This is a genomic window from Pseudomonas sp. 3HC3 (assembly GCF_044904505.1).
GTDB lineage: Bacteria > Pseudomonadota > Gammaproteobacteria > Pseudomonadales > Pseudomonadaceae > Aquipseudomonas > Aquipseudomonas putida_Y.
This window is the reverse complement of the sequence record NZ_JADDRH010000003.1, coordinates 278315-292640: the sequence shown is the minus strand read 5'-3', so window position 1 is coordinate 292640 and position 14326 is coordinate 278315. Positions and strand designations below refer to the sequence as shown.

The window sequence follows — 14326 nt, the reverse complement described above, 5'->3', positions numbered from 1 at the left end:
AAAGCTTGAGCAGAGGATTAAAAAGATGTCGGAATTTTCGACCATCGTTGTAGGGGCGGGCCCGGATGGCCAGCCAGTCGGGCAAGCAATGCGCCTGGCCAACCGGCACGGTCTGGTGGCTGGCGCAACGGGTACCGGCAAGACTGTCACCCTGCAGCACTTGGCGGAGGTGTTCAGTGACGCAGGGGTGGCGGTGTTCGCCGCCGATGTCAAAGGCGACCTCTGTGGTTTGGGTGCTGCCGGTGCGCCACAGGGTAAGGTGGCTGAGCGTATCGCCGGCATGCCGTGGCTGGGGCATACGCCCCGGGCCTATCCGGTGAGCCTGTGGGATATCGCCGGGCAGTCTGGCCACCCGCTGCGCACCACCCTCAGTGAAATGGGGCCGCTGCTGCTGGGCAATTTGCTGGAACTGACCGACAGTCAGCAGGCGGCGTTGTACGCAGCATTCAAGGTGGCCGACCGCGAAGGCCTGCTGCTGCTGGACCTCAAAGACCTCAAGGCCCTGCTGGCGCATCTGAAGGACAACCCGCAGCTGCTTGGCGAAGACAGCGCGCTGATGACCACGGCTTCCACCCAGGCCTTGCTGCGCCGGCTCGCTACGTTGGAGCAGCAGGGCGCCGAGGCACTGTTCGGCGAGCCGGCATTGCAGCTGGAGGACCTGCTGCGCCCTGATCAGGATGGCCGTGGGCGTATCCACCTGCTCGATGCCAGCCGATTGGTGCACGAGGCGCCCAAGGTGTACGCGACGTTCCTGTTGTGGCTGCTGGCCGAATTGTTCGAGCAGTTGCCCGAGCGCGGAGATGCTGACAAACCGGTGCTGGCGCTGTTCTTCGATGAAGCACACTTGCTGTTCAACGGCACGCCCAAGGCGTTGCAGGACCGTCTTGAGCAAGTGGTCCGGCTGATCCGCTCCAAGGGGGTGGGTGTCTATTTCGTTACCCAGTCGCCGGGGGACTTGCCCGACGCGGTGCTGGCCCAGTTGGGCTTGCGCATTCAGCACGGCTTGCGGGCGTTCACGGCCAAGGAGCAGAAGTCGCTGCGGGCGGTAGCCGATGGTTTCCGCCCCAATCCGGCGTTCGACACCCTGGCAGTGCTGACTGAACTGGGTATTGGCGAAGCGCTGGTGGGTACGTTGGAAGAAAAGGGCACGCCGGCCATCTTGCAGAGGGTGCTGGTTGCACCGCCGCAGTCGCGTATCGGGCCACTGAGCGCGGTTGAGCGCAGTGCGCTGATTGCCGCTTCGCCATTGGCGGGGCGCTATGACAAGCCGGTGGACCGTGAGTCTGCCTATGAAATGCTGAGCCAGCGTAAGGGCGAGCCGGTGGACCCGGCGCCACAACCGAAGGCGGATGAAGAGAGCTTTGCCGACAAGGCTGGCGAGTTCTTGCAGAGTGCAGCGGGGCAGGCGATCAAGTCGGCAGTGCGCCAGGCCGCTAACCAGTTGGGGCGGCAGTTGGTGCGCGGGTTGATGGGTTCGTTGTTAGGGGGCAAGAAAAGGTAGTCTTCCTGCACTGCGCCCATACCTTCGGTAGCACAAGGCTGCCCCGGTAAAGAACAGGGCGGCACAGGAATGACGGCCATGAAAAAGGCGCCCGTGGGCGCCTTCATTCATTGCGGTGTCACTCAGCCAATGGCTTTGGACGCCAGCCAGAACAGGCCGGCCGCCAGGCCCATCGAGGCAGGCAGGGTCAGAACCCATGCCAGCAGGATGGTCTTCACGGTACCGCCTTGCAGGCCGCTTTTGTTGGCGACCATGGTGCCGGCCACGCCGGACGACAACACATGGGTAGTCGACACCGGCAGGGAGAATACGTTGGCCATGCCGATGGCGCAGGCTGCGGTGATCTGGGCCGACATGCCTTGTGCATAGGTCATGCCTTGCTTGCCGATCTTCTCGCCTACGGTCAACACGACGCGCTTCCAGCCAACCATGGTGCCCAGGCCAAGGGCCAGGGCAACGGCCACGATCACCCAGAACGGGGCGTATTCGGTAGTGGCGGTGAGGTCTTTGCGCAGTTTTTCAAGGTCGGACTTTTCACGAGCATCCAGGCCTGGCAGCTTGCCAACCTTCTTCGCGGTGTCATCCAGGCACAACAGGTAGCGGCGTACTTCAACGCGCTTATCGGCATCGAGGCTGTGGTAGTCCGTCACGCCCTTCAGCGAGGTCTGCAGCGCAGCGATGGTCGGCTCGGTCTGCTGAGGGTTGCAGCTGAACTGCTCCGGCAGGTCGCTGGCCTTGGCCTTGCCCAGTGCCAGGAACTCGCCCAGGGTGGCGGCGTTACGCTGGTAGAACTGGCTCATGTGCAAGGTGGCGTCGCGTGTACGCTCGATCTGGTAGGTGGTGCTGTTCAGGTCGAGTACGAATTTGGCCGGCACAATACCGATCAGCACCAGCATGATCAGGCCGATGCCTTTCTGGCCGTCGTTGGAGCCGTGCACGAAGCTCACACCCATGGCGGAAACCACCAGGACCAGACGGTTCCAGAAGGGCGGGTGCTTCTTGTCGTCGAGCTTGCGGCGCTGTTCCGGGGTTTTGTGCATCTTCGACAGCGGGCGCCACCATTTCAGGCCGATCAGCACCAGGGCAGCAACGGCGAAGCCGGCCATTGGCGAGACCACCAGCGACATGGCGATATCGATCGCTTTCTGCCAGTTGACGCCGTCGCCCAGCGGGATGTCGTTGATCAGGGCGTTGGCCAGGCCGACACCGAGAATGGAGCCGATCAGCGTGTGCGAACTGGAGGCGGGGATGCCAAAGTACCAAGTGCCCAGGTTCCAGGTGATGGCCGCGGCCAGCAACGAGAAGACCATGGCCAAGCCGTGTCCGGTGTTCACATTGATCAGCAGCTCTACCGGCAACAGGTGCACGATGGCATAGGCCACCCCGACACCGCCGAGCAGAACGCCAAGGAAGTTGAACACGCCGGAGAAGAACACGGCGAGGTGCGGTGGCATGGCTTTGGTATAGATGACGGTAGCTACCGCGTTGGCGGTGTCATGAAAGCCATTGATGAACTCGAAGGCGAGTACGAAGGTCAAGGCGAGCAGCAGGCTCACCAACACCCAGGCATCCAGTCCGCTGAATAAATCGATCATGAAGGTTGTCTGGCGGGTCATAGGGGGGCCGGATTATGCCAGAAAACCTTGGCAATCGATGCACCTGCAACAGACAGATGACAGTCTTCATGGTGCAAGCGTGTCGTGCAGAGGGGGGTGTTCAGAGGGGTAAGTGGCGGCTAAAAGTCGCAAAAAATGGCGAAAAATGGCCTAAATGTTGATAAGAGTTCATCTCGCTAAAATTCAAACGGATGTATGAAATTTGTGTAATTCCATTTCATCATCGGCCAGACAGTAAAGATCGACCTCGCCCGGTTTGACCGGGCGACGGCGCGCAGGGGGCCCCGAGGCTCAGGGATTGTCGCTGCGCAGTTCTTTTTCGATGCGTTCCAGTTCCTGGCTGAAGGCCTGGTCGCGAACGCTGGCACGCTTGCGCCAGGGTTTGCGTTCCGGATCCGGTTGTGCGGCGTAAGTGGTGACTTCGCCACCATAAACATCCTTGTAACGTTCAGCCTGGCGCTCGAGTTCCGCGCGCAGTTCATCTTTCGTCACGTGCAGTACCTGAAATAAGTGTAATGACTGTTGTCATGCATTGTGCCACATGCATATTGCCTTGCTGGCCGCAACGGCTTGATAAAGCGGAAGGTTCCATTACCACGGTAAACGGAGGGCCTGCGCAGTCGATTATAGCAACCGATAATTCGCCGAACATCGTTATTTACTCAGCACTGACATCATCTGGCGCAAGTAGCAGGATCTGTTCGCCAACAGTTTGGACCTTTCGTACAAGTTTGAAAGGAATGACGGATAGAAGTTCGCTGCAATGTCAGGGCGGGCCGTAATGAAAAACGGCCTCGCCGAAAGGCGAGGCCGTTGCCTGGGGACTTCTACGGTGGGTACCTGACCAGTCTCTCCAAAGAAGCCACAAGTGGCATGGGAAAGGTATAAGCAAACGTGTCGGCGGTCAATTGCGATTATCGGCCGTTTGTTCGATAATCGCACGAACCGGTGTTTTTTTTGAGGTGTGCGATGAGTGACGAAACCCTGGACAATGATTCCGGCAGTGCGGAAGTGGCGCGACCTGCTTCGGCTGCCATGGCGCCGCCGATCGTGGCTTCCCCGGCCAAGCGCATCCAGGCCTTTACCGGTGACCCTGACTTCATGACCTCTCTGGCACGTGGCCTGGCCGTGATCCAGGCCTTCCAGGAACGCAAGCGTCACCTGACTATCGCCCAGATCAGCCACCGTACCGAAATCCCTCGCGCAGCGGTGCGCCGTTGCCTGCACACGTTGATCAAGCTGGGTTACGCCACCACCGACGGGCGTACCTATTCGCTGCTGCCCAAAGTGTTGACCCTGGGGCATGCTTACCTGTCGTCGACGCCACTGGCAATTTCTGCCCAGCCGTACCTGGATCGCATCAGCGACCAGTTGCATGAGGCGGCCAACATGGCCACCCTTGAAGGTGACGACATCCTTTATATAGCCCGTTCGGCTACAGTCGAGCGGCTGATCTCGGTCGATCTGTCGGTGGGCGGGCGCTTGCCGGCCTATTGCACGTCGATGGGGCGCATTCTGCTGGCGGCCATGGACGACACCAGCCTGCGTGAGTACCTGGAACGTGCCGACCTCAAGGCGCGCACCAGCCGTACCCTGAATGACCCTGAGTCGTTGTTCGCCTGCATCCAGCAGGTGCGCGCCCAGGGCTGGTGCGTGGTGGACCAGGAACTGGAACAGGGGCTGCGATCGATTGCGGTGCCGGTGTACGACGCTTCGGGGCAGGTGTTGGCTGCGTTGAATGTAAGTACTCATGTCGGGCGGGTGACCCGCAGTGAGCTGGAGCAGCGGTTCTTGCCGATTTTGCTGGCAGCCAGCCGGGACCTTTGCCATCAGTTGTTTGGTTGAGACCGCAGGGAGCACTTTGTGGCCCTGGATCAGAACAGGCAAAACCGTTTCTTGTGCGATAAACGCACAGTGTCGTGCCGGGTGAATTGCTTCACCTCGGTCCGCTGATTAATGTCTCTCGCAACGGTCGGCTAGCCGACCGAACAAGAAAAACATAAGAGGCACTTGCTCATGAATACTGTCACCTCGCTGCTGCGGCCGCACCCGCATGCAGTAACGTTATATCCAGGCTGACCCAGGCCATTTACCCCAATCATCGCCCTTGTACCGGTTACCCGCGTGCAATGGCCTGACTGTGCCCCACATTCTGGATAACAATAATGAACCAAGCGCAAATCAACGTCGGCAAAAGCCTCGACGTTCAGTCATTCATCAATCAGCAGCCGCTGTCCCGCTATCAGTGGCGGGTTGTGCTGCTGTGCTTCCTGATCGTCTTCCTCGATGGCCTGGACACCGCTGCCATGGGTTTCATCGCCCCTGCACTGTCGCAAGAATGGGGGATCGACCGCGCCAGCCTTGGGCCGGTCATGAGTGCCGCGTTGATCGGCATGGTATTTGGCGCCCTGGGGTCCGGGCCGCTGGCTGACCGTTTTGGCCGCAAAGGCGTGCTGGTGGGGGCGGTGCTGGTGTTCGGTGGCTTCAGCCTTGCCTCGGCCTATGCCTCCAACGTCGACCAGTTGCTGGTGCTGCGTTTTCTGACTGGTCTGGGGCTGGGTGCAGGCATGCCCAACGCCACCACGCTGTTGTCCGAATACACCCCGGAGCGCCTCAAGTCGCTGCTGGTGACCAGCATGTTCTGTGGCTTCAACCTGGGCATGGCGGGTGGTGGCTTCATTTCCGCCAAGATGATCCCGGCCTACGGCTGGCACAGCCTGCTGGTCATCGGTGGCGTGCTGCCGTTGCTGCTGGCGCTGGTGCTGATGGTCTGGCTGCCGGAGTCGGCGCGGTTCCTGGTGGTGCGCAATCGCGGCACCGACAAGGTGCGCAAGACCTTGTCGCCAATCGCGCCGCAAGTGGTGGCCGAGGCAGGCAGTTTCAGCGTGCCGGAGCAAAAGGCGGTGGCTGCACGCAACGTGTTCGCGGTGATCTTCTCTGGCACGTACGGCTTGGGCACCGTACTGCTGTGGCTGACCTATTTCATGGGTCTGGTGATCGTCTACCTCCTGACCAGCTGGCTACCAACCCTGATGCGTGACAGTGGTGCGAGCATGGAACAGGCCGCGTTCATCGGCGCGCTGTTCCAGTTTGGCGGAGTGCTAAGTGCAGTCGGCGTGGGTTGGGCCATGGACCGTTTCAATCCGCACAAGGTGATCGGCATTTTCTATCTGCTGGCCGGGGTGTTCGCGTACGCAGTGGGGCAGAGCCTGGGCAACATCACCGTGTTAGCCACGCTGGTACTCGTCGCTGGTATGTGCGTGAACGGTGCGCAGTCGGCAATGCCATCGCTGGCGGCCCGCTTCTATCCCACCCAGGGCCGGGCCACAGGTGTATCGTGGATGCTGGGTATTGGCCGCTTTGGTGCGATTCTAGGGGCCTGGAGTGGCGCAACGCTGTTGGGCCTGGGCTGGAACTTCGAGCAGGTGCTGACGGCCTTGCTCGTACCGGCGGCACTGGCGACCGTGGGTGTGGTCGTCAAGGGGCTGGTCAGCCACTCCGACGCAACCTGAGGGCGAGGGCCGCGTCGCGGCCCATTCGCAGCACAAAGCTGCTCCGGCAGGAGCGGTGTTGTGCTGCGATCAGGGCGCATAACTGCCTGGTGGTGGGGGAATAGTTGTAAAACAAATGGTTCGATAATCGCACAAATAGTCGATTATCGGATTGTAAGGTACCCGCCAGTCTCCTTAATCTGGGTTTATCGAAGCACCCTGACCAGGAGCCTCCAAAATGCCACGCGCAGAACATTTCCGAACCCACCCAAATCGAGCTGTCCACCATGTGTGACCTCGACGCCCGTACCGCCGCGGCCCATGGCCAGCTGGCAGGAGAAGCCTGATGCACGACGTATTCATCTGTGATGCCATCCGTACCCCGATCGGCCGCTTCGGCGGCGCCCTGGCCAGCGTGCGGGCCGACGACCTGGCAGCCGTGCCGCTGAAGGCGCTGGTAGAGCGCAACCCAGGCGTGCAGTGGGACCAGGTAGACGAAGTGTTCTTCGGCTGCGCCAACCAGGCCGGTGAAGACAACCGCAACGTGGCCCGCATGGCACTGCTGCTGGCCGGCCTGCCAGAAAGCATCCCGGGTGTCACCCTGAACCGCCTGTGTGCATCGGGCATGGATGCCATCGGCACCGCTTTCCGCGCCATCGCCAGCGGCGAGATGGAACTGGTGATTGCGGGTGGCGTCGAGTCGATGTCGCGCGCCCCGTTCGTCATGGGCAAGGCTGAAAGCGCCTATTCGCGCAACATGAAGCTGGAAGACACCACCATTGGCTGGCGTTTCATCAACCCACTGATGAAGAGCCAGTACGGTGTGGATTCCATGCCGGAAACCGCCGACAACGTGGCTGACGACTATCAGGTTTCGCGTGCTGACCAGGACGCGTTCGCCCTGCGCAGTCAGCAAAAGGCTGCTGCTGCGCAGGCTGCCGGCTTCTTCGCCGAAGAAATTGTGCCGGTGCGTATCGCTCACAAGAAGGGCGAAATCATCGTCGAACGTGACGAACACCTGCGCCCGGAAACCACTCTGGAGGCGCTGACCAAGCTCAAACCGGTCAACGGTCCGGACAAGACGGTCACCGCCGGCAACGCCTCGGGCGTGAACGACGGTGCCGCGGCGATGATCCTGGCCTCGGCCGCTGCGGTGAAGAAGCACGGCCTGACCCCGCGCGCCCGCGTTCTGGGCATGGCCAGCGGCGGCGTTGCTCCACGTGTCATGGGCATTGGCCCGGTGCCGGCGGTGCGCAAGCTGACTGAGCGTCTGGGGGTGGCGGTAAGTGATTTCGACGTGATCGAGCTTAACGAGGCGTTTGCCAGCCAAGGCCTGGCAGTGCTGCGTGAGCTGGGTGTCGCTGACGATGCGCCACAGGTAAACCCTAATGGCGGCGCCATTGCCCTGGGCCACCCGCTGGGCATGAGCGGTGCGCGCCTGGTGCTGACTGCGCTGCACCAGCTGGAGAAGAGTGGTGGGCGTAAAGGCCTGGCGACCATGTGTGTGGGCGTTGGCCAAGGTCTGGCACTGGCCATCGAGCGGGTTTGACCTGTACCGGCCTCTTCGCGGGCAAGCCAGCTCCCACAGGGATCCACGCAATCACCTGTGGGAGCGGGCTTGCCCGCGAAGAGGCCTGTCCTGTGAGACATAAGGCCAATTGCCAGCCAGATAGCGGAACGAGTGTGTTACCAGGTATGTCTAGATTTACCTAGTACCCTCCAGGAGTAAAACCGTCATGACTTCAACCTATTACACCGGCGAAGAACGCAGCAAGCGCATCTTCGCTATCGTCGGTGCCTCGTCAGGCAACCTGGTGGAATGGTTCGACTTCTACGTCTACGCCTTCTGTGCGATCTACTTCGCCCCGGCCTTCTTCCCCTCGGACGACCCCACCGTGCAGTTGTTGAACACGGCTGGTGTATTCGCCGCAGGTTTCCTGATGCGCCCAATCGGTGGCTGGATCTTCGGCCGCCTCGCCGACCGCCATGGTCGCAAGAATTCCCTGATGATCTCGGTGCTGATGATGTGCTTCGGCTCCCTGATGATCGCTTGCCTGCCCACCTATGCCAGCATCGGCACCTGGGCCCCGGCGCTGCTATTGCTGGCTCGCCTGATCCAGGGCCTGTCGGTGGGGGGCGAATACGGCACCACGGCCACCTATATGAGTGAAGTGGCCCTGCGTGGGCAGCGCGGCTTCTTTGCTTCGTTCCAGTACGTCACCCTGATCGGCGGCCAGTTGCTGGCGGTACTGGTCGTGGTGATCCTGCAACAGCTGCTGACTGAAGATGAACTGCGGGCCTGGGGCTGGCGCATTCCTTTCGTGGTGGGGGCCATCGCCGCCCTGATCTCGTTGATGCTGCGCCGTTCGCTGCACGAGACCAGTAGCGCCGAAGCCCGCAATGACAAGGATGCAGGTTCGATCGGTGGCCTGTTCCGCAATCACGCAGCGGCGTTCATCACGGTGCTTGGCTACACCGCTGGTGGCTCGCTGATTTTCTATACTTTCACCACTTATATGCAGAAATACCTGGTCAACACTGCGGGCATGACAGCCAAGAACGCCAGCTACGTGATGACCGGAGCATTGTTCCTGTTCATGGTGGTACAGCCGTTCTTCGGCATGCTGTCCGACCGTATCGGTCGGCGCAATTCGATGCTGCTGTTCGGCGCGCTCGGTACCCTGTTCACCGTGCCTCTGCTGATGGCACTGAAAACCGTGACCAGCCCGCTCATGGCCTTTGTGCTGATCAGCCTGGCCCTGTGTATCGTCAGTTTCTACACCTCGATCAGCGGCCTGGTGAAAGCCGAAATGTTCCCGCCACAGGTGCGTGCACTGGGGGTGGGCCTGGCCTATGCGGTGGCCAACGCAGCATTCGGCGGTTCGGCCGAATATGTGGCCCTGGGTCTGAAAACCCTGGGGATGGAAAACACTTTCTACTGGTACGTGACGGCGATGATGGCGATTGCTTTCCTGTTCAGCCTGCGCCTGCCGAAGCAGGCGGTGTACCTGCACCATGATGATTAAGGACGCTGCATGAGCAACCAACTGTTCGACGCCTATTTCACCGCGCCGGCCATGCGCGAGATTTTCTCCGACCGTGGCCGCCTGCAGGGCATGCTGGATTTCGAAGCAGCGCTTGCCCGTGCCGAAGCCTCTACCGGTTTAGTCCCGCACAGCGCGGTGGCGGCCATCGAGGCGGCATGCCAGGCCGAGCGCTATGACGTCGGCGCGCTGGCCAATGCCATTGCCATCGCTGGCAACTCGGCAATTCCATTGGTGAAAGCGTTGGGCAAAGTGATCGCCACTGGCGTACCTGAAGCTGAGCGCTATGTGCACCTTGGGGCGACCAGCCAGGATGCGATGGACACCGGTCTGGTTCTGCAGTTGCGCGATGCCCTGGACTTGATCGAGGCCGACCTTGGCAAGCTGGCTGATACCCTGTCGCAGCAGGCGTTGAAGCATGCCGATACGCCATTGGTGGGGCGTACCTGGTTGCAGCATGCTACCCCGGTGACCCTGGGCATGAAGCTGGCCGGTGTACTGGGTGCTTTGACCCGCCACCGTCAGCGCCTGCACGAACTGCGCCCGCGCCTGCTGGTCCTGCAGTTCGGCGGAGCCTCGGGCAGCCTGGCGGCCTTGGGCAGCAAGGCGATGCCGGTGGCCGAAGCGCTGGCCGAACAGCTCAAACTGTCCCTGCCCGAACAGCCCTGGCACACCCAGCGTGACCGCCTGGTGGAGTTTGCATCGGTACTGGGCCTGGTTGCCGGCAGCCTGGGCAAGTTCGGCCGCGATATCAGCTTGCTGATGCAAACCGAGGCGGGGGAGGTGTTTGAGCCTTCTGCGCCGGGCAAGGGTGGGTCTTCGACCATGCCACACAAGCGCAACCCGGTGGGGGCTGCCGTGTTGATCGGTGCCGCGACCCGCGTGCCGGGCCTGCTATCGACGCTGTTCGCAGCCATGCCCCAGGAGCACGAGCGCAGCCTGGGCCTATGGCATGCCGAGTGGGAAACCTTGCCGGATATCTGCTGCCTGGTCTCTGGCGCCCTGCGCCAGGCTCAAATGATTGCCGAGGGTATGGAGGTGGATGCCGCGCGCATGCGCCATAACCTCGACCTGACACAAGGCCTGGTGCTGGCCGAAGCGGTGAGCATCGTCCTTGCCCAGCGCCTGGGCCGCGACCGTGCCCACCACCTGCTGGAACAATGCTGCCAGCGCGCGGTGGCTGAACAGCGGCACCTACGTGCCGTACTGGGGGAGGAGCCGCAGGTCAGCACAGAGCTGTCTGGCGAAGAACTCGATCGCCTGCTCGACCCTGCCCATTACCTGGGCCAGGCGCGCGTCTGGGTGGCGCGCGCCGTGTCCGAACATCAACGTTTCACTGCCTGAAGGAGACCGCTGTGGCGCATTTGCAACTGGCCGATGGCGTTTTGAATTACCAGATCGATGGCCCGGAAGACGCCCCGGTGCTGGTCCTGTCCAACTCGCTGGGTACCGACCTGGGCATGTGGGACACCCAGATTCCGTTGTGGAGCCAGCACTTCAGGGTGCTGCGTTACGACACCCGCGGTCACGGCGCATCGCTGGTCACTGAAGGCCCTTACAGCATCGAACAGCTGGGCCGCGACGTGCTGGCCCTGCTCGATGGCCTGGACATCCAGAAAGCTCACTTCGTCGGCCTGTCGATGGGGGGCCTGATCGGCCAGTGGCTGGGCATCAATGCAGGTGAGCGCCTGCGCAGCCTGACCCTGTGCAACACGGCCGCCAAGATCGCCAACGACGAGGTGTGGAACACCCGTATCGACACTGTGCTCAAAGGTGGCCAGCAGGCCATGGTCGCCCTGCGCGATGCCTCCATCGCCCGCTGGTTCACCCCAGGTTTTGCCCAGGCACAGTCGGAGCAGGCTCAGCGTATCTGCCAGATGCTGGCGCAAACCAGCCCGCAAGGCTATGCCGGCAACTGCGCAGCGGTACGTGACGCTGATTATCGTGAGCAACTGGGCCGCATCCAGGTGCCCGCGCTGATCGTTGCCGGTACTGAAGACGTAGTGACCACCCCTGAGCATGGCCGCTTCATGCAGGCCGGTATCCAAGGTGCCGAGTACGTCGACTTCCCGGCGGCGCACCTGTCCAACGTCGAGGTTGGCGAGGCCTTCAGCCGCCGCGTGCTCGATTTCCTGCTGGCTCACTGAGGACAACGCCATGGACGAGAAACAACGTTACGACGCTGGCATGCAAGTGCGCCGCGCAGTGCTGGGCGATGCCCACGTGGACCGCAGCCTGGAGAAGCTCAACGACTTCAATGGCGAGTTTCAGGAAATGATCACCCGCCACGCCTGGGGTGACATCTGGACCCGCCCGGGGCTGCCGCGCCATACCCGCAGCCTGATCACCATCGCCATGCTGATCGGCATGAACCGCAACGACGAACTGAAGCTGCACCTGCGCGCCGCAGCCAACAACGGCGTGACCCGCGACGAGATCAAGGAAGTGCTGATGCAGAGCGCGATCTACTGCGGCATTCCGGCGGCCAATGCCACGTTCCACTTGGCTGAGTCGGTGTGGGATGAGCTTGGCGTAGAGTCGCGCCAGTAAATCGTGTTCACGGGCAAGCTCCCGGCCACAGGTCCAGCATAACCCTGCAGACCTGTGGCCGGGAGCTTGCCCGCGATGGCCCTTACACCGATGCCTTTTTCTCCCGCATGGCAACCGGGCCGGCTTTGGTTTCTACGGCATGCTTCAGTGTCGGGCACAGGCCCAACATGAACGCAGCTTCCGCCACCACGAACAATGGCCCGATGATCAGGCCACTCACGTCATCGACAAATGCCGGTTTGCGGCCTTCGTAGTAATGGCCGATGAACTGGATGATCCAGCCCACCACGAACGCCCCCAGCCCGGCGCCGAGCCACAGTGTTGTCGACTGCACTGCCAGCGCCTCACCGACCCACAGGCACAGGCCCAGCAACAGCCCCATCACCAGCCCGAAGCGCAGGTCCAGGCGCAGGTAGAACCACACCGACGCCGCCGCTGCCACCAGGGCAGGGGACAGCCACATGCCAGCCATCTCCCAGCCTGGGCGTGAAAGCAGGATGGTGACTGCCAGTACGATCATGGGAATACCGACGAAGTGGGTGGCGATGTTGCGTGGGTCGCGGTGGTAGTTGGCGTATTGGCTCAGGTGGTCGACGAGGGTTTTCATTGTTGTGCCTCCCTGTTCTGCTTGGTTTCACCTTTACCCGATAGTGATCAGGATAGTCCGCCGTCACCACCATCATCAGCTCAGCGAATGGCGGCAGTTCGCAATGGCAAATTCATGGCAGGGTTTTATTCAGCTGCAGCAAATCATGCCCCCGAAGAAGGTGCATGAATGTTTATAGCGTTAGGTCACTTGAGGGGGAGACTGGCCTCCTCGCGGGTTTATCCGCGAAGAGGCCATCTGATTCACAGAAGATTCAGCGGGTAACTCACAATCAAGCGGTTCTCATCGAACGCGTTGGTGCTGAAGTCGCGACGCATGGTCGAGTTGCGCCATTTCACCGACAGGTCCTTGAAGCTGCCCGACTGCACCACATAGGCCAGCTCTGTTTCCCGCGCCCATTCCTTGCCATCGTCCACGCTGCCCACGGTGACGTTTTCACCCTTGATGTAGCGGTTCATCAGGGTCAGGCCGGGTACGCCGACGGTGGCGAAGTTGAAGTCATGGCGAACCTGCCAGGAACGCTCCTTGGCATTGTCGAAGCTTGAGTTGTAGCTGTCGTTGGCCAGGCTACCGCCACTGGTGCCATTGACCCGCATCCAGGCGTCGTCGCCGCTGACCTTCTGCAGGCCAACGTAAAAAGTGTGGCCTTGGTAGCGCGCCGAAAGCAGGGCAGAGGCGGTGCGGTTGTCCAGCTTGCCGGCCCGTTCGGCACCATCTTCCTTGCCGATGAAGTAGCCCAGGTTGGCGCCCAGCGTCCAGTCGCCTAGCGGCTGGCTGTGCGTCAGGTTGAGGTACTGCTGGCGGTAGATGTCCTTGAGCTGGGCATCCCACAGGCCGATCATGGTGCGCTTGTCGTTGAAGCTGTACTCGCCGCCGCCGAAGTTGAAACGGTCGGAGGTGAAGGCAGCTTTGCCGTTGAGCGACATGTCTTCCATGCTGGCATCGTTGCGCGGGCTGTTGCCGCGGAACTGGCCGGCATACAGGGTCAGGCCGGCGATTTCCCTGGAGGTCAGTTGACCACCGCGGAATGTTTGCGGCAACGAGCGACCATCGTCTGAACGCAGGATTGGCAGTACCGGCATCCATTCACCGACTTTCAGCTCGGTTTCGGACAGCTTGGCTTTCAGCGCCACACCCAGCCTGCCGAAGTCATCGGCCGGGCGCCCGTCGTCATGCACAGGTAGCAAGTGAGTGTTGGTGGTGCCTCTGCCGCCGTCGAGCTTGACCGAGTACAGCCCCAGTACGTCCACGCCGAAGCCGACCGTGCCCTGGGTGAAACCGGAACGGGCATCGAGGATGAAGCTTTGCGTCCATTCCTCGGCCTTGCCCTGTGGGTGGGCCGGGTCAACGAAGTTGCGGTTGATGTAGAAGTTGCGCAGGTTGAGGGTGGCCTTGGCGTCCTCGATGAAACCGCCTTCGTTGGCGGCGAACACGGGGAGGGCGCAGGACATGGCCAACAGGCCGGGCAGCAGCTGGCGTGCGGGTAGCGAAATGCTCATCTGTCGTGGATCTCTTGT

Annotated in this window: 12 protein-coding genes and 1 pseudogene; 9 read left to right on the top strand and 4 right to left on the bottom strand. The window is 61.5% G+C overall.

What is annotated here, in order from left to right; translation table 11 throughout:
• Window positions 1-25: 25 nt before the first annotated feature.
• Window positions 26-1501, top strand: a complete 1476-nt coding sequence (locus INQ47_RS08470) for a helicase HerA-like domain-containing protein (protein ID WP_404701501.1) — start codon at window positions 26-28, stop codon at window positions 1499-1501.
• 122 nt (window positions 1502-1623) lie between these two features.
• On the opposite strand, the gene INQ47_RS08465 is transcribed toward INQ47_RS08470, so the two are convergent.
• The gene (locus INQ47_RS08465; RefSeq protein WP_252459893.1) at window positions 1624-3096 is read right to left on the bottom strand and encodes an inorganic phosphate transporter; all 1473 of its coding nucleotides are present in this window, start codon (window positions 3094-3096) and stop codon (window positions 1624-1626) included.
• A 312-nt stretch (window positions 3097-3408) separates the two neighbouring features.
• Window positions 3409-3609 carry a hypothetical protein gene (locus INQ47_RS08460; protein ID WP_003251937.1) on the bottom strand — a complete coding sequence of 67 codons (201 nt, stop codon included), beginning with the start codon at window positions 3607-3609 and terminating at the stop codon, window positions 3409-3411.
• A gap of 477 nt (window positions 3610-4086) precedes the next feature.
• On the opposite strand from INQ47_RS08460, the gene pcaR reads away from it, so the two are divergent.
• From pcaR to pcaC, 8 genes and pseudogenes are all read left to right on the top strand, one after another.
• Entirely contained in the window at window positions 4087-4962 is an 876-nt protein-coding gene (gene pcaR, locus INQ47_RS08455; protein ID WP_404701500.1) for a pca regulon transcriptional regulator PcaR, read from the top strand.
• Between the two features lie 320 nt (window positions 4963-5282).
• The gene (locus tag INQ47_RS08450) at window positions 5283-6629 is read left to right on the top strand and encodes an MFS transporter (protein ID WP_404701499.1); all 1347 of its coding nucleotides are present in this window, start codon (window positions 5283-5285) and stop codon (window positions 6627-6629) included.
• A 239-nt stretch (window positions 6630-6868) separates the two neighbouring features.
• Window positions 6869-6955 (top strand): annotated as a pseudogene (locus tag INQ47_RS08445) (CoA-transferase subunit beta); the annotation flags it as partial.
• Complete coding sequence (gene pcaF, locus INQ47_RS08440; RefSeq protein ID WP_173401673.1) at window positions 6952-8157, top strand: 3-oxoadipyl-CoA thiolase; 1206 nt, start codon at window positions 6952-6954, stop codon at window positions 8155-8157. The pseudogene INQ47_RS08445 and the gene pcaF, both read left to right, overlap by 4 nt.
• Before the next feature lie 187 nt (window positions 8158-8344).
• A complete protein-coding gene (locus INQ47_RS08435) occupies window positions 8345-9634 on the top strand; it encodes an MFS family transporter (RefSeq protein ID WP_084850837.1) in 1290 nt (429 codons plus the stop codon).
• 9 nt (window positions 9635-9643) lie between these two features.
• Complete coding sequence (locus INQ47_RS08430) at window positions 9644-10996, top strand: 3-carboxy-cis,cis-muconate cycloisomerase (RefSeq protein ID WP_392522811.1); 1353 nt, start codon at window positions 9644-9646, stop codon at window positions 10994-10996.
• An 11-nt stretch (window positions 10997-11007) separates the two neighbouring features.
• Window positions 11008-11799 (top strand): 3-oxoadipate enol-lactonase, encoded by a 792-nt coding sequence (gene pcaD / locus INQ47_RS08425; RefSeq protein WP_404701498.1) that lies wholly within the window; start codon window positions 11008-11010, stop codon window positions 11797-11799.
• Window positions 11800-11809: 10 nt separating this feature from the next.
• Complete coding sequence (pcaC, locus tag INQ47_RS08420; RefSeq protein WP_010952489.1) at window positions 11810-12202, top strand: 4-carboxymuconolactone decarboxylase; 393 nt, start codon at window positions 11810-11812, stop codon at window positions 12200-12202.
• An 82-nt stretch (window positions 12203-12284) separates the two neighbouring features.
• Here the strand turns inward: pcaC and INQ47_RS08415 are convergent, their stop codons facing one another.
• Both INQ47_RS08415 and INQ47_RS08410 read right to left on the bottom strand, forming a co-directional pair.
• Window positions 12285-12809 (bottom strand): DUF962 domain-containing protein, encoded by a 525-nt coding sequence (locus INQ47_RS08415; RefSeq protein WP_103463026.1) that lies wholly within the window; start codon window positions 12807-12809, stop codon window positions 12285-12287.
• Between the two features lie 242 nt (window positions 12810-13051).
• On the bottom strand, window positions 13052-14308 hold the full coding sequence (locus tag INQ47_RS08410; protein WP_404701497.1) for an OprD family porin: 1257 nt from the start codon (window positions 14306-14308) through the stop codon (window positions 13052-13054).
• Window positions 14309-14326 lie beyond the last annotated feature (18 nt).

Bases quoted from the DNA above. Each gene is read 5' to 3' on its own strand.
- INQ47_RS08430 (WP_392522811.1), top strand. From the start codon at position 9,644: ATGAGCAACCAACTGTTCGACGCCTATTTCACCGCGCCGGCCATGCGC.
- INQ47_RS08415 (WP_103463026.1), bottom strand. From the start codon at position 12,809: ATGAAAACCCTCGTCGACCACCTGAGCCAATACGCCAACTACCACCGC.
- INQ47_RS08410 (WP_404701497.1), bottom strand. From the start codon at position 14,308: ATGAGCATTTCGCTACCCGCACGCCAGCTGCTGCCCGGCCTGTTGGCC.
- INQ47_RS08465 (WP_252459893.1), bottom strand. From the start codon at position 3,096: ATGATCGATTTATTCAGCGGACTGGATGCCTGGGTGTTGGTGAGCCTG.
- pcaR (WP_404701500.1), top strand. From the start codon at position 4,087: ATGAGTGACGAAACCCTGGACAATGATTCCGGCAGTGCGGAAGTGGCG.
- INQ47_RS08470 (WP_404701501.1), top strand. From the start codon at position 26: ATGTCGGAATTTTCGACCATCGTTGTAGGGGCGGGCCCGGATGGCCAG.
- pcaC (WP_010952489.1), top strand. From the start codon at position 11,810: ATGGACGAGAAACAACGTTACGACGCTGGCATGCAAGTGCGCCGCGCA.
- INQ47_RS08450 (WP_404701499.1), top strand. From the start codon at position 5,283: ATGAACCAAGCGCAAATCAACGTCGGCAAAAGCCTCGACGTTCAGTCA.
- INQ47_RS08435 (WP_084850837.1), top strand. From the start codon at position 8,345: ATGACTTCAACCTATTACACCGGCGAAGAACGCAGCAAGCGCATCTTC.